Below are 25,496 nucleotides of genomic sequence, written 5' to 3' on the forward strand. Positions count from 1 at the left end.
TGGCGCGAAAACTGGCGGCTAGATGTCTGTCCTTTGCCGGTGGCCGCGGAATTCCCAGCCCGTATGGGTTCCGTGCCCTGAGACAAGTTAGAACGTGTATGCCCCAGGACTTACCTTCGCCGCGTGCCGGGACGACCGGTAGTGTTCCGGCTGCCGTCCCTGCCCGTGGCTCACTGGCCGCGTCGGGTGAACCCGCCCTGCGGGTACCCCGGCGGATCGTGTTCCTGGCCCGCCGGGACCTGGCGAACCCCGCCGCCGGGGGCTCCGAACTGCTCGTGGACCGGCTGGCCCAGGGACTGACCGCCAGCGGCCACGAGGTCACCCTGCTGTGCGGGGGACCAGCCGCACACCGCGACTACCGGGTCGTGTCCGCCGGCGGTGACCTCACCCACTTCCTGCGCGCCCGACGCGCCTTCGCCCGCCAGATCGGCGACTGCGACCTCCTTGTCGAGGTCTGCAATGGCATGCCCTACCTCGCCCCCCTCTGGCACGACGGACCCACCCTCTGCCTGGTCAACCACGTCCACTCCGACCTCTGGCAACTGCGCTACCCCGGCCCCCTCGCCCCCCTCGGCCGCCGCCTGGAACACTGGGCCCTGGCCGGCGCACACCGCCGCAACCTCACCGTCGCCATGTCCGGCTCCACCGCCACCGCCCTGCACGCCATCGGCGTCGACCCCGACCGCATCAGAATCGTCCACAGCGGCGTCGAAGAACCCGGACCCCTCCTGCCCAAATCACCCCAGCCCCTCTTCGTAGCCGTCGGACGACTCGTCGAATACAAACGCATCGACCTCCTCCTCAGACTCTGGAACCTGGTCCGCCCCGTCACCGGCGGACGCCTGGTCATCATCGGCGACGGACCCGAACGCACCCGCCTGCAAGCCATGGCCGGCGACGGCGTCGTCTTCACCGGACGCGTCTCCGAACAGACCAAACACCGCCTCCTGTGCCAGGCCTGGCTCCTGCTCCACCCCTCCCTCGTCGAAGGCTGGGGCCTGGTCATCACCGAAGCCGCCGCCCGCCACACCCCCGCCATCGGCTTCGACATACCCGGCCTGCGCGACTCCATCACCCACCAGATCACCGGCCACCTCGCCGACGGCGAATCATCCTTCGCCGCCGCCTGGTGCACCCTCACCCTCAACCACCACCACCGCACCACCCTCGGCCACACCGCAGCCCAACACGCCACCCGCTACCGCTGGCACCGCACCGTACGCCACTTCCGCACCGCCGCCACCGAGGCCTACCACACCCACACCACCAGGACCGCCAGCACGGACAACGCCGTCAGCAACCCCCAGAGCACACCATGACCGCCACCAGACCTCACGGCACACGAGGGCGCCGGTCGCTGCTGGCCTTCTGGATGGTCGTGTTCACCGCCTTCCTCGCCGTCTCACCCGGCAAGATGACCTTCGAGACCAAGCTCGGTGTCGCCCTCGATCCGCTCAAATTCATCGATGACCTGGGTGAGTTGTGGCACGACCGGGCGGGCTTCGGCGGGATCGCCGACCAGTACATCGGCTACGCCTTCCCGTCGTTGCCGTACTACACGGTCATGGACCTGGCGCATGTACCCGTCTGGTTCGCCGAACGGTTGTGGCTGTCGCTCATCGTCACCACCGCGTTCTGGGGTGCTCTGAGACTCGCCGAGCGGCTGGCCATCGGGACGTCGGCCACCCGGCTTCTGGGTGCCGTCTGCTACGCGATGTGGCCGACGTTCACGGTCATCATCGGTTCCACGTCGGCCGCCGCGCTGCCTGGCGCGATGCTGCCCTGGGTGCTGTTGCCGCTCACTCGGACCGACTTCAGCGCGCGGCGCGCGGCGGCCCGGTCCGCGGTAGTGATCCCGTTCATGGGTGGGGTCAACGCGGCTTCCACACTGGCGTCTTTGCTGCCCGTGCTGCTGTATCTGCTGAGCCGGCCTGCTGGGCCCCGCAGGCGTGGCCTGCTGACCTGGTGGACGGCGGGCGTGGTCCTGGCGACCGCCTGGTGGGTGGTGCCGCTGCTGCTGCTCGGTATCTACGGCGAGGACTTCATGCCGTACGTGGAGCAGGCCAGTACCACTACGGGCACCATGTCTGCCACCGAGCTGCTGCGCGGCGCCGGCAACTGGGTCGCTTACCTCAACTTCGGTCACCCGTGGCTGCCCGCGGGCCGGACCGTGGCCACGTCGGTTGTCACCGTGCTGTGTTCGGCGTTCACCGCCGCGCTCGGGCTCGCCGGTCTCGCCCGCCGCGACCTGCCCGAGCGGCGCTGGCTGCTGCTCGTTGTGCTGTCCGTTGCCCTCATCACCCTTGCCGGATACGGCGGTGCCCTTGGCGGGCTCTTCGACCACACGGTGCAGGACTGGCTGGACGGGTGGCTCAAACCCTTCCGCAACATCTACAAGTTCCAGCCGGGTCTCGCTCTCGCCTTGGTCTTCGGGATCACCCACTTCACCGCACACGCGGCCGAGCGGCTGGGCTCCCCGTCCAAGCGCGGGCGCCGCGGGTCCCGTCGCGCATCCTCCACCACCCCGCGCGGACGGTCCGCGCCCTTGGTTCCCGCCATCGCCGCGCTCCTCGTCCTGCCAGGTCTGATCCTGCCGTACGTCAACGGCAGCATCCTTCAGCCCGGCGCCTTCACCAAGCTGCCCAGCAGCTGGAGTCAGGCGGCCACCTGGCTGGAGAAGTACGCCCCGGACAACCGTGCCCTTGTCGTGCCGGCCACGACGCACGGCATCTACACCTGGGGTTCCCCCATCGACCAGCCGCTGGATGTGCTGGCCGAATCCCGCTGGGCCCAGCGGGACTTCGTACCCTTCGGCACCCCCGGTTCGCGCCGTGCGATGGACGCGGTCGAGCAGGCACTGATGAGCGGAAGCGAAGTACCCGGCCTGCGTGACTTCCTGGCACGCGCCGGGCTGTGGAACGTGGTTGTCCGCAACGACTTGGACCCCGACCAGATCGGCTACGTGCCACCGCAGATCGTCAAGAAGACTCTGGAGTCATCCGGCTACCGCAAAGTCACCGGCTTCGGCCCGCTGATCACCGGTGGGCGAATACCGGACGACACCCCCGTCGAGATACAAGCTCTGTTCCCGCGGCTCCAGGCCGTGGAGATCTACGAGCCGGTCGATGCCGCTCCCGGGGAGCGGCCGAAGCAGGTGGCGTTGAAGCCCGTAGCGGACACAGCCGTGGTCAGCGGCGGCCCGGAGGCACTGCTCCAGCTGTCGGCAGACCCGAAGCTGCGCAAGCGGCCGACCGTGCTCACCGGGGACGACCACCCCGGCATCGAGACCCCGCCGCTCCAGGCGGTCGCGGACGGTATGCGCCGCGCGGACACCCGCTTCGGTCTGGTCAACAACAACACCTCCTACACCTACACGGCGGACGAGCGGAACCCACCGGACAGCTTCCAGAACCCGGGCGCCGAGCCGAAGCAGATCCTGCCCACCTCCGGAGTCGAGCACCAGACGACGGCCGTGCTGCAAGGGGCGAAGAAGGTGACCGCTTCCAGCAACGGTCACTGGCTGTTCCACCTGCCGCAGTACGAGCCGGTGAACGCCTTCGACGGCAATCCGGACACCGCGTGGGCCGACGGCAGTCCCGGTCGTACGGGGGGCAAGTCCGCCAACACCGTTTCGATCGGGGGCAGCCCCGGTGCGACGGAAGATCAGTGGCTGCGCATCGACTTCACCTCTCCCACCTCGATTCCGTCCACGATCAAGGTCGATCCGTTGCCCGCCGGGGACGGCACGCGGGCCGCGCCCACGCGCGTGAGGGTCGAGACCGACAAGGGTGCTGCCGACAGCCCCCTTGAGCCGAACGGTGCGCCGCAATCCGTCAAGGCACCCCAGGGCGAGGCGAAGTGGCTGCGGATCAAGATCCTGGATGTGCAGGAGGGCAGGCCGGGGCTGCCGGGTGCGGGCTTCTCCGAGGTGTCCATCCCCGGCGTGCACGTCACCAAGCTGCTGGAGCTGCCGCGCGACGCCGAGCGCACGGCCGGCAAGGCCGACTCACAGGTTTTCTCGCTGCACCGGGGCAGTGACCCGGGTGGTTTCTCCTCGGCGTCCGCGGAGGCGGGCCTGAACCGGCAGTTCCGCACCGACGAGGGATCCTCGGGCAAGTACCGCGTACGGGCACAGGCACTGCCGGTCCCGGGTGACGAACTGGACGCACTCCTGAAGCGGATCGCGCCGCAACAGCGTCCCCGGATCACCGCCACCGCCGACTCCACCAGCCGTACAAGTCCCTCACTGAGCGCGCGCAACCTCGTGGACGGTGACTGGATGACGGCCTGGATCGCCGGTGACAAGCCCGTCATCCACCTGAAGTGGCCCAAGAAGAGGGCGATCGACCAGATCGTCCTCCAGGCCGCCGGTGGCATCTCAACCCGCCCGGAAGAAGTGCAGATCAGCTCCCCTTACGGTTCGACGACGGCGGAAGTGGACAAAAACGGCCAGGCGCGCTTCGACCCCATCACGACGGACCGGCTCGACATCACCATCAGCCGTACCGCGCCGGTGTCCCTCTACAACCCGATCGCCGACAAAAAGCTGCGGCTGCCCGTCGGGCTCAGTGAGGTCTACGTCCCCGCCCTGGCCGACCTGATCGCCCCCGCACCGGACACCGACGAGAAGTTCTCCCTGCCCTGCGGCAAAGGCCCGGTGCTCACGGTCGACGGCACCCGCTACCCGACGAGGGCCTCCGGCCACGTGCGGGACCTGACGGAAGGTCAGCCGATCGACGTCGAGCTGTGCAAGCCTGACGCGAAGGACCAGGGCAAGGCCAAGGACCAGGGCAAGGGCAAGAGCGAAGGCAAGGACCAGGGCAAGGGCAAGAGCGAAGGCAAGGGCAAGGGCAAGAGCGAAGGCAAGGGCAAGGGCAAGAGCGAAGGCAAGGGCAAGAGCAAGAACGGTGGCAAGGGCAAGACCCGCACCCTGGACCTGAGCCCCGGGCGGCATGTGGTGGAAGCCGGAGACAACGGCCCCCTCGCACTGACGGACATCACCTTGTCACGCGGCGAGCCGGACCAGCTCTCGTCGGCCGGCACCCGCTCGGTCATGACCACTGACTGGCTCGGTGACCGCCGCTCGGTCACCGTCGGCGCGGGCGGGGCGTCGTACCTGCAGACATACGAGAACGCCAATGACGGCTGGAAGGCAACCCTCAACGGCAAGGAGCTCACCCCGCTCAGGATCGACGGCTGGCAGCAGGCCTGGCTGATTCCCGAAGGGCAGGGGGGCACGATCACCCTTGAGTACGAGCCGGCAGGCTTCTACAAGGGCGGGCTTGCCGCCGGCGGGGCGGGCGTGGCAGTCCTGGCCGCACTGGCCTTCGGACGCCGTCGTGGCCGTACGCCCGCGCGCGGGGCCTACGGCAACGCGGCCACGGTTGCACCGCCGCCCGCACCAGGGCGGGTCATCGGCCAACTCCTCCTGAGCATTGTCGTCACGGTGATCGCCCCGCTCCTGGGACTGACCGTGCTCGTACTGTCCCTCATCGCCCGGCGCCGGCCGGCAGCCATGGCACCCACCGCTGCCACAGCTATGGCAGGCGCAGGCATCATCGCGGCCGCAGGCGCGGCCGGACTGGGCGCCGGAGCGTTCGGCGCCCCCGCACAAATGCTGGCAATCGTCGCCCTGACCGCGGCGGTCGTCACGACGGACCCGCCGGGCGACCAGGACGAAGCCACCTCCACCGGCCCGGGCTCGCGTCGACGGCGTGCCCGGAGCGCGCCTGAACGGCCCACCCCGGCCGCGAAGCCGACCGAGACAACGAGCGAGTTGCCGGAGATAGGGATGGACATCCCGGCGCCGGACGAGGTCGCCGGAATCCGGGGTGAGTCACCCGATCCGGGGCTGGACGGTCTGCCGCCGGATCAGGGCATTGGTGCGCCGAGTGAGGCGTGGGATCCGGGGGAGGCGGTCGGCGTGGCGGATGGCCTGCCGGATCCGGGCGCTGAGGTCCTGTCTTCAGGTAGCGGGGCCGGGATGCCGGCGGGACCGCCGGACCTGGGTACGGGGGACCTGCCACTCGATCAGATCTCCGGGCCGTCGGCGCAGGAGCAGCCCGGCCAGGGGATGCGCATATCCGTGGGTCCTGTGATGCCTGGGAGCGCCGACCCCAGCAGCATCTGGCCCGCGGTCACCGGTGAGGTGGCTGGGGCGCCGGACGGGTCGCCGGAGCTGGGGCGGCTGGATGGTCGGGTTTCGGGTGAGGTGCCCGGCGTGGTGGGTGACCTGCCGGATCCGGGTGCGGGCGCTGTGCCTCCGGCTGAGGCGGCCGGAACGATGGGCGAGTGGCCGTATCCGGGCGTGGATGGTCTGCCTGCGGGTCCGGTGACCGGGACGCTGGGCGGGGGTCCGGGTCTGGGTGTGGATGGTCTGCCCGCAGATCAGGGCGCCGGGATGCCGGCAGGACCACCAGACCCGGGTACGGGGGACCTGCCACTCGATCAGGTCCCCGGGCCGTCGGCGCAGGAGCAGCCCGGCCAGGGGATGCGCATATCCATGGGTCCCGTGATGCCAGGGAGCGCCGACCCCAGCAGCATCTGGCCCCTGGTACGGCGGTGGGACTGACTGAACAGGACGCCGACGCCGATGAAGGAAGGGAAGCGTCCGGCAGTGTCCCTGGCCACCGGTCCGGACGGGACTCGCCGTGACGGCCCTGACCACCCGCACCATGGAGGAATCAACTGATGAGAGCCGCGCATCGCTCCGCGACGCGAAGGTGCCCGGCGCCCGGGGACGGTGGACGATGACCGCCCTGTCTTCAGCCCGGGACCGCAAGGGCAGCGCTTGGTCCGGAGCCGGCAGCACCCCTGGAGCGAGGATTCCCTTCGGGATCGTGGACGAGGTCTCGCGGCACGGTCTGCGCGAGGACGAGCCCGAGTCCGTGCACATCGAGGTGCATCTGCCGGGGAGGCTGGAGATCGGGCGCTTGCGGACCGCGTTCGGGGAAGCGTTACGACGACATCCGCGGATCTTGATGCGGGAGGTGCCCGGCACCTGGTACCGGCGCCGCTACGAGTGGGAGCTCACCGAAGAACCGGACGTCGAACCGGTGCAGTGCCCGCCGTCCTCCGGCCCCGACGCTTTGGCCCGGGCTCGTACCCGTGCGCTGACGGACTGCCCCTCGTTGGCGACGTCGCCGCCCGTGCGGCTCGAAGTCGTCACGGACAGCGGTAGCAGCGGCACCAGCGACGGCTGTGTGCTGCTGCTGACGTTCCACCACACCGCGCTGGACGTGCTGTCCTGTCTTCGGGTGCTGGCGACGGCCGCCGAGTTGTACGGGGGCGCCGAAAACCCGCCTCGCCCCGCTCCCGTCCGGTCACCCGCCTCAGCTCTCAGGTCCGGCCGAGTGGAGACGTCGTGGCCCAAGGCGTCCCCGTGGGCCAGGTCCGCACGGATTCTTCCGGCACCGCTGCGCCCCGGAGGCGGCAGGGCAAACGGCCTGCTCGTCGCGGAATTCCCTCTGCCCCACCGCGCCCCGGACGCCCCGTACACCGTCAACGATCAACTTCTCGTCGCCACCGCCTTGACGGTGGCCCGATGGAACCGCCGCCGCGGCTCGATCTCTTCCCGGCCGGTACGCATCACGATGCCGGTGGACGACCGGTCGTGCGGTGCCGAAATGCCGATCGGCAACGGCACGCGGCTCGTTGACGTCGTCATCGCATCGCAGGACCCTGCCGGCGCCGCTGCGCTGCGCGGCGAGCGCCCGGCTCCGGAGGCGGTGGCCTCCCTGCTCCGCGGTACGGCGAGGCAGACCCGCGCCCTCAAAGCGACACCCCGGCCGCAGCTGGCACGCGGCACGGGCCTGCTGTCCGCGCCCGTGCTGCCGGTCGGCCTGCGATCGGTGGTGATGCGGGGTCTGCGGCGCGCGGCCGCTCCCTGGATGTCGACGGTGCTGCTGAGCAATGTCGGTCGCGTCCCGTACCCCTTCGACTTCGGTGACGCGGGCCGTGCCACCGCTGTGTGGTTCTCGGCCCCGGCTCACATGCCCCGCGGCCTCACGGTGTGCACGGTGGGCACGGGAGACCGGCTCCATCTCGCCCTGCGCTGGTCCCGGGCGCTGCTCGACGATGACAGCGGCCCCGCCCTGGCCCTTCTCTTCGAAGAGTGCCTCGCCGCCACCGCGGCGCCCGGCGCGCCGGAATCGTACGGCGCTGCCCCGGCCCGACGCGAAGACGGCCCATGCCCCACCGCCCACAGCCGCCACACTCCAGACGACATGCCGACGCGGCGCCACCCCCGCGGCCTTCGGACCGAAGATGCCGGCAGCGGCGGCAACGAGTCTCCAGGGAGCCCTGTATGACCGCATCTCGTCCCGACGCGTTCCGCCCGACACGGCACGGCGCTGATTCCAACTCCGCCATGAGCCTGCCGGACGACCGCCCGCCGGCTCGCGCGAAGGCGCGTGGCCTGCGGGACTTCTACGAGGATCCCGCCGTACCCGTCGCCTCGGGCGACGAGCGGAGTCTGCGCCAGGCCCGGGTGCTCGCGAAGGCACTCGGACCGGTGCGCGCGGGACGCCCGGCGGCGACCGTGCTGGATGTCGGGTGCGGCGATGGCTCGGCCGCCGCCGTCGCGGCCCGGGTGCTCGCGGGGCACCGGATCGTGGGGGTCGACTGGTCGCACGACGCCCTGCGCCGGGCCGCGCCGCGCCTGTCGTATGTGGTGCGCGGTGAGTTCACCGGTGGCGATGCGGCAGGCTCCGCCGGCAGTGAACTTCCCACGCCGGGCCTGCCGTTCGGGTCCGCCTGTGCCGACGCCGTCTTGTTCAGCGAGGTGATCGAACACCTCGTCGACCCGGATTCCGCGCTTGAGGAGCTGCGCCGTGTACTGCGCCCCGGCGGGCATCTCATGCTGTCCACGCCGAATCTCGCCGCCTGGTACAACCGTGGACTGCTGCTCGCCGGTGTCCAGCCGGTCTTCTCCGAGGTGAGCCTGCGTGCCATCCACGGCCGGCCGGGACGTGAGGTCGTCGGTCATCTACGGCTGTACACCGCACGCGCGCTGAGGGAGTTCGTCGCGGCGTCCGGATTCGAGGTGGTGGGGATCACCGGCGCGCCGTTCCACGGTGTGCCCCGGCCGCTGCGCGCCCTCGACCGCGCCGCCTGCCGTCGCCCTTCTCTCTCGTCGATCCTGCTTCTGCACGCCAGGCGGGTGTGACCCCGTGGTGTCATGGTGGTGGGGTGTGGCGGCGGCGCTGCTGGCCAATGTCCTGTACAGCACCGGATTCGTGCTGGAGAAGCGGGCATTGGCGGGCCTGCCGCCGCTGAGTGCCGGGCGGCCCGCCCGTGTCGTACGGCTTCTGATCGGCAGCCCGCTGTGGATCATCGGTTGCCTCACGCTCGCACTCGGCTTCTTCGCCCAGCTCGCTGTCTACCGCACCCTTCCCATAGCCGCCGCCCAGGGCTTGTTCGTGTCCGGCCTGGTACTGCTGCTTCTGCTCTCCTCCGCCGTTCTCGGCGAACAGCCGAGCGGCCGGGAGCGGTACGGTGTCGCGGTCATCGCGGTCGCGCTCTTGATGGTGGTGGCGTCGCTGCACGAGACGAGCGAGCCGATCAGCCGTCGCGCTTCCCTCGGTGTGCTCCTCGCCCTGTGCCTGCCGTCACTGGCCGCCGGGCTCCTGCTGTACCGGACCGCCGAGCGTCAGGCCGGGCGCCGGCACCGGCTGCCCACCTCAGGGGTGGCCTACGGGGTGGCTGTCGGCCTGCTGTACGGGGTGAGCTCGCTGGCCATCAAGGGCGTTTCGGGGCTGCTCTCGACCTCCGATGTCACGGGGGCCGTACTCGAACTGGCCGCGTCCCCGTACCCGTACCTTCTCCTCGTCACCGGCGCTGCCGGGCTGGTGCTGTCACAGACCGCCCTGCAGCGTTGCCGGGCCTCGCTCATCGTGCCGGTGGGCACCACCATCAACTGCGTCTTCACCGTGGCCAGCGGAAGCATCGCTTTCAGCGAGCCACTGCCGCACGACCCGCTGCGGCTGGTCCTGCGGCTGGGCGGCACCGCGCTGGCCGTATCGGTCCTGCTCATGCTGCCGCGCCACGACCGGCCCCACCCGGGCTCACCCTCGCAAAGCACAAGGAACATAGGAGCGCTATCACCATGAGGCTCGACGACCTGCTGTTGAAGATTCTCGCCTGCCCGTTCGACAAAGGGCCGCTGATCCTGGTGACGGCCGAGGACGGTACGGAGACGGCTCTTTACAACCCCAGGTTGCGACTGCGCTATCCCGTTCTCGACGGCATTCCCCAGTTGCTGCCTTCCTGCGGTGAACCGGTTTCGCAGGAGGAACACGAGGAGCTGCTGGAGCGTGAGCGTGGAGTTCAGGGATGACCCTAGCGGCTCGGGTGGCGCCGTGGCTGCCGTCTTGCCTGGTCGTCAGGGGGGTTGCCGCGTTGTATCCGCGTTTCGAGCCGGAGCTGGGGCGGCTGGCCGACTTCTGCCCGCCGGGTGGCACAGCGGTCGATGTGGGGGGCTGGTACGGCCCCTGGTCGCACCGGCTGGCCCGGTGCGCGGACAGTGTCGTCACCGTGGAGCCCGTGCCGCATCTCGCGCGGCTGCTGACCGCGACCGTGCCATCGAACGTGCGGGTGGTGCCGGCTGCGGCAGCCGACCATGCAGGTACGGCGCGGTTGTGGCTGCCACCCGGTGGGCGGGGGGGCGACCGGGGTGTGTCGTCGTTGGTGCGCCGGTCGGTGCACGGCAATGCGCTGGATGTGCCGTGTGTGCCCTTGGACGAGCTGGGTCTGACGGATGTCACCTTCATCAAGGTTGATGTGGACGGCAGCGAGCCGGCCGTGCTGCGCGGTGCGCAGCGGACTCTGCGCCGTGACCGGCCGGCGCTATTGGTGGAGCTGGAGGTGCGGATCCAGCCGCTTGAGCCGGTGCTGTCGCTGTTGGCCGGGTGCGGTTATCGCGGCTGGGTGCTTCCGGCACATCAGTGGGTGCCGCTTGCCGACTTCGATCTGGCGCTCCACCAGCGTCGCACCAGTCATGTCGCGGAGCGGGGGCTACTGCGGCGCAGCGTGTTTCCGCATCGCCGGTATGTCAACTCAGTGCTGTTCCTTCCCGCCGGCCGAGAGCCCCGTGTCCGTGTCTGAACTCATGCTGCGCGCCCCGCGTTCGACTCGGCTGTCGACATGGGAACGGCATTCTTTCCCGCTCGCATTCGATCGGGCAGAAAGCGCTTGCCGTGTAGGGGGTGGTCGAGTTCACACCCTGTGCGCCCTCCGATCCGTCTGGGGGAGTGAGCCGCCGAGGCGCGGCGTTGGCCGGGCCACGTGGAGTGTGCCGCTGTTCCCACGGCTGGACGCCGGCCGGCCCGCGTGGTGGTGCCGTAGCGCTCCTCGGTCGATCAGCTTGGTGATACGAGGACTTGGCGCCACCTCAGATACCTCGACCGGCGTGACCGAGTGGCCGCGCACCGCTGCCGATGGGCCGCCGAAGACGGACTGCGGCGCGGCGGCCGAGCTCGGTCGGCCGCAGGCCGTACCGCCGCCCGCGCAGGCGAGGCAGCAGTCAGGAAACCCAGGTGAAAGCGGTACCAGCCGACCCGGGCCGGGAGAGGTCTGCCCTAACGTCGCTGGCACCGCGCACCGGTTCCTCCTGTCACGTTGGGGAGTGAGGGGAGAACCGGTGCGTTGCATGACCGCGACCACACGATGGCCCAGGGGGGTTCATGCGGCGTGTCGGCATGTCCCACATGGAAGCAGGGACAAAGCGACCCCGATTAGACAGCGACACCGGTCTGGCTCGAACGGACAAGGCGCGGTGGTACATGGCTGTGGCCTTGGCCGCCGACGCCCTCGGCGTCGGCGTCCCTGTCCTGGTGGTGTTCCGTGCCATGGATCAGCCCCATCCGGTGCCCGCCGCATGCGCGGCGGCGGCTGTCTGGCTCGCGGCGCGCGGGTCACATCGGCGTTATGCCGCCCAGGAGTTGGGGGAGTCACAGGACGTCCTGCCGGTGCTGCGGGACTGGGCGACCCTGCTGGGGCTGCTCGCGGTGATACGCGTTCTGACGGGCGAAGCGTCCAATCCCTTTCTGGCACTGCTGGCATTGTCGGTGGCACCCGTGCTGACGGTGGTCTGCCGGAAAGCGACACACCGGCATCTGACAGCGCTGCGCCGGGAAGCGCAGTCGGTGCACCGGGTGATGGTGGTGGGCGAGCCCAGCGCGGCGGACGATGTGATCGAACATCTCGCTGGGCGCACCGATCACGCATACGTCGTCACCGGGGTCGTACCGGTGGGCGAAGGCCACCTCATGTCCGGGACTCCGGTCATGGGGCGGCTCAGCGCCAAGCCACCGGCTGCCTGGGACGACGACCGGCTGCCCGTGACGGCGGCGGCCGAGCGACTGCGCGCGGAGCTGGTGCTGGTGGCGCCGGGACCGCTGTTGCGTGGCGAGCGGCTGCGCCGTCTGTCCTGGGCCCTGCATGACGCCGGCCTGCTGATGGCACTGGCTCCCGGCCTCACGGATGTCGCGTCCAGGCGCCTGCACACCACCACGGTCGCCGGTCTTTCACTGCTGCATGTGGGGCCGCCCACCCGGCGCGGGCCACAGCTGGCGGCGAAATCGGCGCTCGACCGGGTAGGGGCGGGACTGGCGCTGCTGCTGCTGGCTCCCCTGTACGGGATTCTGGCGCTCGCGGTACGGCTGGATTCCCCCGGTCCGATATTGCATCGGCAGACCCGGACCGGGCAGGGCGGTATCCCCTTCACGATGTGGAAGTTCCGCACGATGGTGGTGGACGCCGAGCAGCGGCTGGAGGAGCTCAAAGGCGCGAACGAAAAGGACGGGCCGCTGTTCAAGATGCGCCGCGATCCACGGGTCACCCGGGTCGGGCGCTGGCTGCGGCGCACTTCGCTGGACGAGCTGCCCCAGCTGGTGAATGTGGTGCGCGGGGAGATGTCGCTCGTCGGCCCCCGGCCGCCGTTGCCGGAGGAAGTGGCTCAATACGACGAGGTGGAGGCGCGCCGCCTGACGGTCAAGCCCGGCATCACCGGGTTATGGCAGGTCAGCGGGCGTTCGGACCTGTCGTGGGATGAGTCGGTGGCACTGGATCTGCACTACGCGGACAACTGGTCGATCGGCGGAGACCTCGACGTCATAGCCCGCACGTTCCGAGCGGTGATCGACGGCCGGGGAGCCTACTGAGGTGGCCCTCCGCTCCGGCCAGGGCGGCCCGGCCCGCCTCACCGGGTCAAGTCTCGGCGGTGGCCCGCCAGTCCTCGTATACCGCCGCTATTCCGGCGCGCAATGGGATCTTCGGCTTCCAGCCGAGAGAGAGGACGCGGGACACATCGAGCAGTTTGCGGGGGGTGCCGTCCGGCTTGCTCGGGTCGAAGGTGATGGCGCCCTGGTAACCGACAACGTCCCGTACCGTCTCGGCGAGTTCGCGGATCGTCAGATCCTCGCCACAACCGATGTTGAGCGGCTGGTCGCCGTCGTAGCGGCGCAACAGCATGGCGCAGGCGGCTGCCAGGTCGTCGACGTGGAGGAACTCGCGGCGCGGCGTACCGCTGCCCCACAGCACAACCTTCTCCGCACCGTCCCGCCTGGCCTCGTGGAACCGGCGGATGAGCGCCGGCAGGACATGCGAGGTCTCCAGGTCGAAGTTGTCGCCGGGCCCGTAGAGGTTCGTCGGCATCGCGGCGATGTAGGAGGCGCCGTACTGGCGCCGATAGGACTGCACCTGCATGAGCCCGGCGATCTTGGCGAGCGCGTAGGGCGCGTTCGTCGCTTCCAGCGGGCCGGTCAGCAGGGCGTCCTCGCTGATGGGCTGGGGCGCGTGCTTGGGATAGATGCACGAGGAGCCCAGGAACAACAGCCGCCGCACGTCAGCCGTGTGCGCTCCGGCGATCACGCTCAGCTGGATCCGCAGGTTGTCCTCGATGAACTGCACCGGATACGCGCTGTTGGCGAGGATTCCGCCCACCTTCGCGGCGGCCAGCACGACCGCGTCCGGACGCACATCGCGCAGATACGCCTCCGTACGCGCCGCATCCCGCAGGTCCAGCCGGGTCCGGTCCGCCGTGACCACCTCAAAGCCGTCGGCCGCCAGGCGGCGAGAGACCGCGGAGCCCACCAGGCCGCGGTGGCCCGCCACGAACACCCGGGCCCCGTCCGGCAGTAAGTCGTCTGCTTGCTTCATTTCACTCACGGCTCCGGATTCTGCCAGGACATTAGTCTCGGATCGCTACATAGTATGAATTAAGAACAAGCCCCTAGGGGGACGCACCATCATGACCAAGATCGCGCTGATCACCGGGGTCACCGGCCAGGACGGCTCGTATCTCGCCGAACTGCTGCTGTCGAAGGGCTACACCGTTCACGGTCTCATCCGCCGCTCATCGTCCTTCAACACCGAGCGGCTCGACCACATCTACCAGGGCCCGCAGGAGCCCGAGCGGCAACTCGTCCTCCATCACGCCGACCTCTCCGACGGCGCGGCGCTGGTGAACCTGCTGCGTGATCTGCGCCCCGAAGAGGTCTACAACCTCGGCGCCCAGTCCCACGTCAGGGTCTCCTTCGACACCCCGCTCTACACCGCCGACGTGACCGGCGTGGGCTCGCTCCGGCTGCTGGAGGCGATCCGCGCGAGCCGTATCGACACCCGGATCTACCAGGCGTCCTCGTCCGAGATGTTCGGCTCGGCCCCGCCGCCGCAAAACGAGCGCACCCCCTTTCATCCGCGTAGTCCCTACGGCTGCGCCAAGGTTTTCGGCTACTGGTCGACCGTCAACTACCGCGAGGCCTACGATCTCTTCGCCGTCAACGGCATCCTCTTCAACCACGAGTCGCCGCGCCGCGGGCAGACCTTCGTCACGCGCAAGATCACCCGTGCCGTGGCCCGGATCCACGCGGGCCTGCAGGAGCACGTCTACCTGGGCAACCTCGATGCCGTACGGGACTGGGGATACGCCCCCGAGTACGTGGAGGCGATGTGGCGGATGCTCCAGCACGATGAGCCCGACGACTACGTCGTGGCGACCGGCGCCGCCGCCACCGTGCAGCAGTTCCTGGAAGCCGCCTTCGCGGTGGCCGGGCTCGACTGGGCCGATCATGTGCGCTTCGACCCCAAATACCAGCGCCCCAGCGAGGTCGACGCTCTTATCGGCGACGCCTCGAAGGCGGAATCGGTGCTCGGCTGGAAGCCAAAGGTGTTGTGGCCCGAATTAGCCCGGATCATGGTGGAAGCGGATGTGGCGCAGCTCGCAGCCGAATTAGGCGGGACAGCAGTGCGGATCGACAAGTGACCGGCAATCAACTGCCGGTGACCGGGTAATGCAAGGAATTTGTCAACCTACTGACAAAGGTATTTGACCACCGCGACGTACTCTGGCGTGACTCGAGATATGGAAGAGGACAGAGGGTAAATGCGCTTGCGCTTGGTGGGGGTTTGCACAGCGGCTCTGTCGTTAACGGCAGCGTCCTTGGCGGGGGCCGGGGCAGTGGCGCCTTCGGCCGCCGCTCTGACGGCGCCGGTGGCGATGACAGCCGATGAACAGCCCACCTGGCAGACCAACGGCATTGTGTGGGCGATGGCCCAGGCGGACGGAGTGGTCTTCGCCGGCGGCACCTTCTCGGCGGTGCGGCCGCCGGGTGCCGCCTCCGGCACTGATGAGCGGCCGGCGGTGAACTTCGTGGCCATGGACGCCGCCACAGGAGAGCCGACGTCGTGCGAGCTGTCGTTCACCGTCGGCTCAGGGGTGGCGACGGTGCGGGCCCTGGCGGTGTCGCCGGATCACAAGACGCTCTACGCGGGAGGCCGCTTCGGGGCGGTCAATGGCGTCAAGGCCAGCAATGTCGCGGCGATCGACATCGCCACCTGCACTCCGAGGGCCGGCTTCAAGCTGTCCGTCAGCGCCACGGTACGGGCCGTGGAAGCCACCAATGACGCCGTCTACCTCGGCGGCGACTTCACGTCCGTCGTGGGTCAGGTCCGCCGTAAATTCGCCTCTGTCACCACCACGGGCGAACTGCGCCCCTGGACGGCCGACGCCGATGACCCGGGCAGAGCGATCAAGGTCACTCCGGACGGGAGGAACGTCATCCTCGGCGGCGACTTCTACACCGTCAACGGCACCGACTCGCACGCCCTGGCCGTCGTCAACAGCGATAGCGGCGCCCTGACCAAAACCTACCCGCTGGGCTACTTTCCCCGTTCCACGCCCAAGGGGACCTCGGGCTGGGAGCCCGATACCCGGGTGAAGGACATCGCCACCGACGGCACCAGCTTCTACACCGCGAACGAGGGCTGGTTCGACGGCCGTACCGCCTTCAGTCTCGACAGCTTCGACAAGCGCTGGCAGGACGACTGCAAGGGCGCGACCCAGGCCGTCGAGGTCTACAGGGGCGTGCTGTACTCCGCCTCGCACGCCCAGGACTGCAGCGTCATGGGGGAATTCCCCAGATCACCGCGCAAGCACCTGCTGGCCCAGTCGGTGGACAACCCGGCGAAGCTGGGCTGGTATCCCGATACCAATGACGGGCTCGGCGAGCAGCTCGGGCCCCGGGTCATGGCCACGGCCTCGAAGGACGGCACCGACTACCTGTGGGTGGGCGGCGAGTTCACCACGGTGCAGGGCCAGCCGCAGCAGGGCCTGACCAGGTTCGCGAGCGGCCCGGACACGGGCGCCCCCTCGGTGCCGCAGGTGAGCGCGTCCAGCACCATGCCCGGCAGGATCGATGTGCGCTGGCAGTCCAGCGTCGACCTGGACGACAGCGAGTTGACGTACCGCGTCTACCGCGACGGCTCGGACAAGCCGGTCCATACGGTCTCCGGCTCGTCGCTCAAGTGGAAGCGCCCGCAGCTGACCTTCACCGACACCGACGTCACGCCCGGGTCCACGTACACCTACCGGATCACCGCCAGCGACGGCACGAATACCAGCGCCAAGTCCACGTCCGCCAAGGTCACCGCGGCCACCACGGCCAACCCGTACGCGCAGCAGGTCATCGCGGACGGCGCCGGCCTCTACTGGCGGTTCGAGGAGACGGCGGGCAGGTTCGCCGCCGACACCACCGGCATCAACAACAACGGTATCCATCGCAACGGACCGACCCGCGGCGTCGTCCCCGGCCTTGGCGGGGTGACGGGCTCAAGCGCCGCCATCGGATACCGGGGCGTGGACGCACAGGCACAGGTCTCGCCGGAGGACATGGCCGGTGACGTCACGTACGGTGTCCACGCCGGCGCGCGTCCCACGACGTTCTCCATCGAGACGTGGTTCAAGACGACCACGGCCTCGGGCGGCAAGCTCGTGGGCTTCGGCGACCGCCAGGAACGGCCGAGTGTCGTCTATGACGACCACCTCTACATGACCGACAGCGGCAGTCTCGTCTTCGGTGTCTCCGGCGCCGCGGCGCCGGCCACGGTCAGCAGTGCCCCGGGCCTCAACGACGGCGCGTGGCATCACGTCGTCGCGACCCAGGGCCCCGGCCAGATGAGCCTGTATGTGGACGGCAAGCTGCAGGGGGCCGGCCCGGCCGCGACGACCGGCAAGAACTACCCCGGCTACTGGCACGTCGGCGGCGACTCGGTGGCCAATTGGCCCAGCACTCCTTCGAGCCCCTATTTCACCGGCGAGATCGACGAGACCGCCATCTACCCAAGCGTGCTGTCCCCCGCCCAGGTGGCACAGCACTACACCATCGGCACTCGAGGTACACCATGATGACGATCAAGCCCAGGCCGCACACCGCGTCCAGCCGTCTGATCGCCGCCTGCGCGGGCGGGGTAGCGGCGGCGCTGCTCTTCATAGCCGGGTGCAGCGACGGAGACGGGCACAGCGATGCCGCCAAGAGCCCGTCGGCGGCGTCGGCGACGACCGATCCCGCCCGAGCGGACAGCGACAAGGACACGGCACAGGGGGCTGACGTCGACGAGCAGGGCGCGGACGAGGCCAACCGGATCCCGCCCGGCCCGAAGGTGCCCAAGTCCGAGCTCACGCCTGCCACCGGGACCATCAACGAGAAGGAGAAGGAGTACCTGACCGATCGGGTGCCCAAGGGCGTAGACCCGGCAGCCATCCTGGAAGCCGGTCAAGAGGCCTGCGACCGCATCACCAGCCTCGCCGGACGCGACCGCAAAGCCGCCATCGCGGCCATCAAGAGCGGCGAGATCACAGGCGCACGGGATGCCATTACCCAGCTGTGCCCGGAGCACAAACCGCTGCTGAAGGCGGCGGAGAAGTAGAACACGGGGCGACGCCGGTCACGGGGGTGGGAATGAACGGCGTTCGCTTGCCGTGATCTGAGATGTGAGAAGGAGACCGAGGGCACATGCGCTTGCGCAAAATCGGGGTTTGTACGGCCGCCTTGTCGTTGGCGGCCGTATCGCTGGCGGGGGCCGGGGTGATGGCGCCTACGGCCGCCGCGTTGACGGCGCCGGTGGCGATGACGGCGGATGAGCTGCCGACCTGGCAGACCAACGGCATCGTCTGGGCGATGGCCCAGGCGGACGGGGTGGTGTTCGCGGGCGGCACGTTTTCGAGCGTGAGGCCGCCTGGTGCGGCACTGAGCACGGACGAGAAGCCGGCGGTGAACTTTGTGGCGCTGGATGCGGCGACGGGGGAGCCGACGTCGTGTGAGCTGTCGTTCACTGTGGGGGACGGGTTGGCGACGGTGCGGGCGCTGAAGGTGTCGCCGGACGGTAAGACGCTGTACGCGGGCGGCCGCTTCGGGACGGTCAACGGCGTCAAGGTGAGCAATGTGGCGGCGATCGATATCGCCTCCTGCACTCCGAGGTCGGACTTCAAGCCGTCGGTGAGTGCCACGGTGCGGGCGCTGGCGGTTACCGGTGACGATGTTTATCTCGGCGGCGACTTCACGACGGTCGAGGGCAAGGCGCGCCGTTATTTCGCGTCGGTGACCAGTTCGGGTGCCTTGCGTTCGTGGACGGCGGACGCGGACAAGCCGGGCCGGGCCGTCGAGGCGACGCCGGACGGGAAGAACGTCATCCTCGGTGGTGACTTCTTCACCGTTCGTGGCGCCAACTCGCACGCCCTGGCCGTGGTCGACAGTACGAGCGGTGCCCTGACCAAGGGCTATCCATTGGGCTTTCTTCCTGCCCGCACGGTGGTGAAGGACATCGTCACCGATGCCACCGGCTTCTACACGGCCCAGGAGGGCAACCCCGTCGAGGGCCGGATCGCCTTCAACCTCTCCGACTTCAACCAACGCTGGCGCGACACCTGCGTCGGCGCGACGCAGGCGGTCGAGGTCTACAAGGGCGTGCTCTACTCCGGCTCGCACGCCCACCGCTGCGACGGTGCGGGTGGGTTTACGAACCGGGAGCGTCAGCATCTGCTGGCCCAGTCGGTGCACGGTCCGGCTCTGCTGGGTTGGTTCCCTGACACCAATGACGGGCTCGGCGAGAAGATCGGCCCGCGGGTCCTGGCAACCGCCTCGCGCGACGGCACCGATTACCTGTGGGTCGGGGGCGAGTTCACCACGGTCAATGGGGAGCCGCAGCAGGGGCTGACCCGTTTCGCGAGCGGCCCGGACACGGGCGCGCCACCGACACCGCAGGTGAGCGTGTCCAGTACCCGGCCCGGTACGGTCGATGTGCGCTGGCAGGCCAGTCTGGATCTGGACGACAGCCGGCTGACCTACCGCGTCTACCGCGACGGCTCCGACAACCCGGTTCACACGGTGTCCGGTTCCTCGTCGTTGGGGAAACGCCCACAGCTGACGTTCACCGATACTGGCGTCACCCCCGGGTCCACGCACACCTACCGGATCACAGCGAGTGACGGTGTCAACACCAGTGCCCGGTCCGCGTCGGTCAAGGTCACGGTGGCGGCGACAGCGGACCGGTACGCACAGCGAATCATCGCCGACGGGGCAAATCTCTACTGGCGATTCGAGGAAGCCGACGGTACTTTCGCCGCCGACTCCTCCGGCAAGAACAATAACGGTGTACATAAAAACGGACCCACCCGTGGCCTGACCCCCGGTATGGCCGGCTCCCGCGCTGGAATTGGCTATCTCGGGGACGATGAATACACCTATAGCGATACCGTCACATGGCGGCCGGCCGCTTACTCCATTGAAACCTGGTTCAAAACCACCACAAAAACCGGCGGAAAACTCATCGGTTTCGGCCCTCTTCAGGAACAACTGGATATACCCGCCGGTCGCTTCGCCAAAGACGACAAGCACATCTACATGGACAACCGCGGTCGTCTGGTCTTCGGCGTCAACACCGACCGCAAGATCAGCTACATCAGCACCAGGCAAAGCTTCAACAACGGTGCGTGGCACCACGTCGTCGCCACCCAGGGGCGCGACGGAACGCGGCTGTACGTGGACGGAAAACTGCAGACGAAGCCCAACAGGGTGACCTTCAGCCAGAACTACGTCGGCTCCTGGCACGTCGGCGGCGGCCGTATGGGAACCAACTGGCCGCAGCGGCCGTCGAGTGTGTTCTTCAACGGCGAGATCGACGAAACCGCCGTCTACCCGAAAGTGCTGACCCCTGCCCAGATCAGTCAGCACCGCCGGCTCGGCAGCTTCCTGGCCCGCCACGCACCGGCCGGCCAGATCGGGATCGCGAGTCAGAAAGTGCCCCCAAGCCTGACCAACGCCCCTGCCGCCGGGGCCGAGGAAACGGTCACCGGGGACAAGGAAGCCACCACGGGCCTCTGGGAGGCGCTCTTCTACGAGGCAGCCTGCGTCCAGCGGATTCCGCCCTTCAAGTGCGAATGACACAGATGCTGTCGGCACATGGAACAAGGCCGCCGTTTACCCGAACGTGCTGTCCCTCGCTCAGGTGGCGCAGCATCACACGCTCGGTGTTGAAGCGTCTCCCTAACAGGAGTGAGACAGAAAGGGCCAGGGGCCAAATGCGTTTACGCTCGTTGGCGGGTGGCGCGCTCGCACTGTTGTTGGCGGCGGTGTCATCGGTCGGCGCCGGGGTGATGACGGCGGAGCCGGCTGCCGCCCTCACTGAGCCGGTGGCGATGACGGCGGATGAGCTGCCGACCTGGCAGACCAACGGCATCGTCTGGGCGATGGCCCAGGCGGACGGGGTGGTGTTCGCGGGCGGCACGTTTTCGAGCGTGAGGCCGCCTGGTGCGGCACTGAGCACGGACGAGAAGCCGGCGGTGAACTTTGTGGCGCTGGATGCGGCGACGGGGGAGCCGACGTCGTGTGAGCTGTCGTTCACTGTGGGGGACGGGTTGGCGACGGTGCGGGCGCTGAAGGTGTCGCCGGACGGTAAGACGCTGTACGCGGGCGGCCGCTTCGGGACGGTCAACGGCGTCAAGGTGAGCAATGTGGCGGCGATCGATATCGCCTCCTGCACTCCGAGGTCGGACTTCAAGCCGTCGGTGAGTGCCACGGTGCGGGCGCTGGCGGTTACCGGTGACGATGTTTATCTCGGCGGCGACTTCACGACGGTCGAGGGCAAGGCGCGCCGTTATTTCGCGTCGGTGACCAGTTCGGGTGCCTTGCGTTCGTGGACGGCGGACGCGGACAAGCCGGGCCGGGCCGTCGAGGCGACGCCGGACGGGAAGAACGTCATCCTCGGTGGTGACTTCTTCACCGTTCGTGGCGCCAACTCGCACGCCCTGGCCGTGGTCGACAGTACGAGCGGTGCCCTGACCAAGGGCTATCCATTGGGCTTTCTTCCTGCCCGCACGGTGGTGAAGGACATCGTCACCGATGCCACCGGCTTCTACACGGCCCAGGAGGGCAACCCCGTCGAGGGCCGGATCGCCTTCAACCTCTCCGACTTCAACCAACGCTGGCGCGACACCTGCCTGGGCGCGACGCAGGCGGTCGAGGTCTACAAGGGCGTGGTGTATTCCGGCTCGCACGCTCACGATTGCTTGACCATGAGCGCCTTTCCGAGCGGGGAACGCCAGCATCTGCTGGCCCAGTCGGTGCACGGTCCGGCTCTGCTGGGGTGGTTCCCTGACACCAATGACGGGATCGGTGAGCAGATCGGCCCGCGAGTGATCACCACCGCCGCCAAGAGCGGGACCGACTACATGTGGGTCGGCGGCGAGTTCACCCGCGTCGGCGATGAGCCTCAGCAGTCCCTGACCCGGTTCGCCGGCCACCCGGACACAGGCGCCCCCTCGGTGCCGCGGGTCACCGCGTCCAGCACCACACCCGGCAAGATCGATGTGCGCTGGCGGTCCAGTCTCGACCTCGATGACAGCCGGCTGACCTACCGGGTCTACCGCGACGGCTCCAGCACACCCATCCACACCGTCACCGGCTCGTCGCTGCTGTGGAAGCGCCCGCAGCTGACCTTCACCGACACCGACATCACCGCCGGCTCCAGCCACACCTACCAGGTCACGGCGAGCGACGGCACCAACACCAGTGACCGGTCCAAGACGGTCAAGGTCACCGCCGCCGTGACAGCGAACGCGTATGCGAATCGGGTCGTCGCGGACGGGGCCAACCTGTACTGGCGGTTCGAGGAGCCCGACGGCACCTTCGCCGCCGATTCCTCCGGCACCAACAACAACGGTGTCCACCGCGAAAGTCCGATCAGGGTGGTGACCCCCGGCGCGGTGCCCGGCTCGAACGCCGCCATCGACTACCTCGGCCGATGGACGCCGGGCTGGGCGGGAAGCAGCGTTCGCGAGTACACCTACAGCGACCGCTCCAGTGGCCGGCCGACTGCGTACTCGATCGAGACGTGGGTCAGGACCACCTCGAGAACCGGCGGCAAACTCGTCGGCTTCGGCGAGCGCGACGGAACGCGCACCGGAGTGCTGGGCCGCGGCGACAAGCAGATCTACATGGGCAACGGCGGGCGCCTCTGGTTCGGCGTGTACAACGGTGCCGCCCGGACCATCCACAGCAGCAGGCCCTACAACGACGGCAAGTGGCACCACGTCGTCGCCACTCAGAGCCCCGGCACCGGAATGCGGCTGTATGTGGACGGCGTACTTCAGGCACGTGATCCACGAGTGACCAGGAGCGCCGACTACACCGGCTACTGGCACACCGGTGGGGGCGATGTGAGGGGGCTGGCCACCTGGATGATCGGCCCCCACAACCCGTCGAGCTGGTTCTTCAAAGGTCAGCTGGACGAAACCGCCGTCTACCCCAGGGTCTTGTCTCCCGCTCAGGTGGCGCAACATCACGCGCTCGGCACTCGGACGTCACCTTGATGACAGAGAGACAGGAAAGGACCGGAGGGCACATGTGGTCACGTTCGATGGCGGTCGGCGCGGCTGCGCTGGCGCTGGTCGTGCCGTCGTTGGTGGGCGCCGGGGTGATGGCGGCGGGGCCGGCTGGCGCTCTCACTGAGCCGGTGGCGATGACGGCGGATGAGCTGCCGACCTGGCAGACCAATGGCATCGTGTGGGCGATGGCGCAGGCCGATGGGGTGGTGTTCGCGGGGGGTACCTTCTCCGCGATCAGGCCACCGGGGACGCCGGCGGGCACGGATGAGCGGTCGGCGGTGAATTTCGCGGCGTTGGACGCGGCGTCAGGGAAGCCGACGTCCTGCCAGCTGTCCTTCACGGTGAGTTCCGGGCTGGCGACGGTACGGGCGCTCACGGTGTCGCCGGACGGTAAGACGCTGTATGCGGGGGGCCGCTTCGGGGCGGTCAATGGCGTCAAGGTGAGCAATGTGGCCGCCATCGACATCAAGACGTGCACGCCGAAGGCGAGCTTCAAGCCATCGGTGAACGCCACCGTGCGGGCGCTGGCCGCCACCGATGACAGCGTCTACCTCGGCGGCGACTTCACGAGTGTGGCCGGTCAGCCCAAGCGGCACTTCGCGTCCGTCAGCGCGGCGGGCGCCGCGCGCCCGTGGACGGCGGACGCCGATGAGGTGGGCCGGGCGGTCGAGGTGACACCGGATGGTGGAAACGTGATCCTCGGCGGGGACTTCATGCACCTCAACGGCGCCGATTCGCTGGCACTCGCCGTCGTGAACAGTGACAACGGCGGTCTGACCAAGAACTATCCGGCGGGCTGGCTCGCGAGCAACATGCGGGTGAAGGACATCGACGTCGACGCCACCGGCTTCTACACCGCCAACGAGAACTTCTCCCGCCCAGCGGGCAGCCCTCCCGGCAACGGCCCCACCTCGTACGACGGCCGCATGGCCTTCGATCTCAACGGCTTCAATGAGCGCTGGCGGGACAAATGCTATGGCGCGACGCAGGCGGTCGAGGCATACAAGGGTGTCCTCTACTCCGCCTCGCACACTCACGACTGCAGCTCCATGGGCGAGCTCCCCGAACTGTGGGAACGTCAGCATCTGCTCGCTCAGTCGGTGGACGGCCCGTCGCTGCTGGGCTGGTTCCCCGACACCAATGACGGCCTCGGTGAGCTGATCGGGCCGCGGGTGATGACGACCGCGTCGAAGGACGACACCGACTACCTGTGGGTGGGCGGCGAGTTCACCACGGTGCAGGGCAAGCCGCAGCAGGGTCTCACCAGGTTCGCGAACCATCCGGATACGGGTGCGCCGTCGGTGCCGCAGACGAGCGTGTCCAGCACGCGGCCGGGCGAGGTCGATGTGCGCTGGCAGTCCAGCCTCGACCTGGACGACCGTGATCTGACCTACCGCGTCTACCGCAACGGCTCGGACAAGCCGGTCCATACGGTCTCCGGCTCGTCGCTGTTGTGGCAGCGCCCGCAGCTGACGTTCACCGACACCGACGTCACTCCCGGTGCTACGTACACCTACCGGATCACCGCCAGCGACGGCACCAACACCAGCGCCAAGTCGGCGTCCGCCAAGGTCACGGTGGCTGCGACGCCGGATCCATACGCGCAGCAGGTCGTCGCCGACGGGGCTGACCTCTACTGGCGGTTCGAGGAGACGGCCGGCACGTTCGCCGCCGATTCCTCCAGCGGTGGCCACGGCGGAATCCACCGCGGCGGACCTGCCCGCGGGCTGTCCCCGGGCGCAGTCCCGGAGTCGAGTGCCGCCGTCGGCTATCTCGGCGACAACGAGTACACCTACACCGACCGCCCCAGTTCCCGGCCGGCGGCGTACTCGGTCGAGGCATGGTTCAAGACGACCTCGGCGACCGGCGGGAAGATCATCGGTTTCGACAGCCGCACCTGGATGGCGGGGAGCCGTCACTACGACAAGCACATCTTCATGGCCAACGGTGGTCGTCTGGTCTTCGGGTCCTATGCGGGTGGTATCCAGACTGTCAGCAGCGATCCGGGCTTCAACGACGGCAAGTGGCATCACGTCGTCGCCACTCAAGGACCCGGCGGGATGCACCTCTATGTGGACGGAGCCCTGCGGGCCGGAAACCCGCAGGTGACCACCAGCGCCGACTACACCGGCTACTGGCACGTGGGCGGGGGAGAGAAGGGCGGGCTGGCCGGCTGGCAGCTCGCTCCGGGCAACCCGGCGAGCGAGTTGTTCAACGGCCAGATCGACGAGGCCGCCGTCTACCCGGGTGTGCTGTCCCGGGAGCAGGTGGCACGGCACTACCAGCTCGGCATGCAGGGAGCACCCTGATGACGATCAAGACTCGCCCGGGCATCACT

Annotated in this window: 15 protein-coding genes; 14 read left to right on the plus strand and 1 reads right to left on the minus strand. The window is 68.8% G+C overall.

Annotated features, from left to right (window positions below; all coding sequences use genetic code 11):
• Positions 1–98 precede the first annotated feature (98 nt).
• The 8 genes from ABIE67_RS50155 to ABIE67_RS50190 all read left to right on the plus strand — a co-directional run bounded on the left by ABIE67_RS50155 (position 99) and on the right by ABIE67_RS50190 (position 13,160).
• Positions 99–1,319 carry a glycosyltransferase family 4 protein gene (locus ABIE67_RS50155; RefSeq protein ID WP_370271146.1) on the plus strand — a complete coding sequence of 407 codons (1,221 nt, stop codon included), beginning with the start codon at positions 99–101 and terminating at the stop codon, positions 1,317–1,319.
• Positions 1,316–6,571: an alpha-(1->3)-arabinofuranosyltransferase family protein gene (locus tag ABIE67_RS50160; RefSeq protein ID WP_370271147.1), complete on the plus strand. Its 5,256-nt coding sequence runs from the start codon at positions 1,316–1,318 to the stop codon at positions 6,569–6,571. The genes ABIE67_RS50155 and ABIE67_RS50160 overlap by 4 nt, the downstream gene beginning before the upstream one ends.
• A 178-nt stretch (positions 6,572–6,749) precedes the next feature.
• Positions 6,750–8,309 carry a condensation protein gene (locus ABIE67_RS50165; protein WP_370271212.1) on the plus strand — a complete coding sequence of 520 codons (1,560 nt, stop codon included), beginning with the start codon at positions 6,750–6,752 and terminating at the stop codon, positions 8,307–8,309.
• A 59-nt stretch (positions 8,310–8,368) separates the two neighbouring features.
• On the plus strand, positions 8,369–9,166 hold the full coding sequence (locus ABIE67_RS50170) for a methyltransferase domain-containing protein (protein ID WP_370271213.1): 798 nt from the start codon (positions 8,369–8,371) through the stop codon (positions 9,164–9,166).
• 25 nt (positions 9,167–9,191) lie between these two features.
• The gene (locus tag ABIE67_RS50175) at positions 9,192–10,109 is read left to right on the plus strand and encodes a DMT family transporter (RefSeq protein WP_370271214.1); all 918 of its coding nucleotides are present in this window, start codon (positions 9,192–9,194) and stop codon (positions 10,107–10,109) included.
• Positions 10,106–10,336, plus strand: a complete 231-nt coding sequence (locus tag ABIE67_RS50180; protein WP_370271148.1) for a Trm112 family protein — start codon at positions 10,106–10,108, stop codon at positions 10,334–10,336. Before ABIE67_RS50175 ends, ABIE67_RS50180 begins: the two co-directional genes overlap by 4 nt.
• A complete protein-coding gene (locus ABIE67_RS50185; protein WP_370271149.1) occupies positions 10,333–11,103 on the plus strand; it encodes an FkbM family methyltransferase in 771 nt (256 codons plus the stop codon). Before ABIE67_RS50180 ends, ABIE67_RS50185 begins: the two co-directional genes overlap by 4 nt.
• Positions 11,104–11,786: 683 nt before the next feature.
• A complete protein-coding gene (locus ABIE67_RS50190; RefSeq protein ID WP_370271151.1) occupies positions 11,787–13,160 on the plus strand; it encodes a sugar transferase in 1,374 nt (457 codons plus the stop codon).
• 46 nt (positions 13,161–13,206) lie between these two features.
• Here the strand turns inward: ABIE67_RS50190 and ABIE67_RS50195 are convergent, their stop codons facing one another.
• A complete protein-coding gene (locus tag ABIE67_RS50195) occupies positions 13,207–14,157 on the minus strand; it encodes a GDP-L-fucose synthase family protein (RefSeq protein WP_370271152.1) in 951 nt (316 codons plus the stop codon).
• 91 nt (positions 14,158–14,248) lie between these two features.
• On the opposite strand from ABIE67_RS50195, the gene gmd reads away from it, so the two are divergent.
• The 6 genes from gmd (at position 14,249) to ABIE67_RS50225 (ending at position 25,467) form a co-directional block, all read left to right on the plus strand.
• Entirely contained in the window at positions 14,249–15,262 is a 1,014-nt protein-coding gene (gmd, locus tag ABIE67_RS50200; RefSeq protein WP_370271153.1) for a GDP-mannose 4,6-dehydratase, read from the plus strand.
• A gap of 120 nt (positions 15,263–15,382) precedes the next feature.
• Positions 15,383–17,683, plus strand: a complete 2,301-nt coding sequence (locus ABIE67_RS50205; RefSeq protein ID WP_370271154.1) for a LamG-like jellyroll fold domain-containing protein — start codon at positions 15,383–15,385, stop codon at positions 17,681–17,683.
• Positions 17,680–18,204 carry a hypothetical protein gene (locus ABIE67_RS50210; RefSeq protein ID WP_370271155.1) on the plus strand — a complete coding sequence of 175 codons (525 nt, stop codon included), beginning with the start codon at positions 17,680–17,682 and terminating at the stop codon, positions 18,202–18,204. Before ABIE67_RS50205 ends, ABIE67_RS50210 begins: the two co-directional genes overlap by 4 nt.
• An 86-nt stretch (positions 18,205–18,290) precedes the next feature.
• Positions 18,291–20,717: a LamG-like jellyroll fold domain-containing protein gene (locus ABIE67_RS50215; RefSeq protein WP_370271156.1), complete on the plus strand. Its 2,427-nt coding sequence runs from the start codon at positions 18,291–18,293 to the stop codon at positions 20,715–20,717.
• 137 nt (positions 20,718–20,854) lie between these two features.
• On the plus strand, positions 20,855–23,143 hold the full coding sequence (locus ABIE67_RS50220; protein ID WP_370271157.1) for a LamG-like jellyroll fold domain-containing protein: 2,289 nt from the start codon (positions 20,855–20,857) through the stop codon (positions 23,141–23,143).
• A gap of 32 nt (positions 23,144–23,175) precedes the next feature.
• Positions 23,176–25,467: a LamG-like jellyroll fold domain-containing protein gene (locus ABIE67_RS50225; protein ID WP_370271158.1), complete on the plus strand. Its 2,292-nt coding sequence runs from the start codon at positions 23,176–23,178 to the stop codon at positions 25,465–25,467.
• Positions 25,468–25,496 lie beyond the last annotated feature (29 nt).

Origin of the sequence: Streptomyces sp. V4I8, from assembly GCF_041261225.1 — a bacterium.
In the GTDB taxonomy this organism is placed as follows: Bacteria; Actinomycetota; Actinomycetes; order Streptomycetales; family Streptomycetaceae; genus Streptomyces.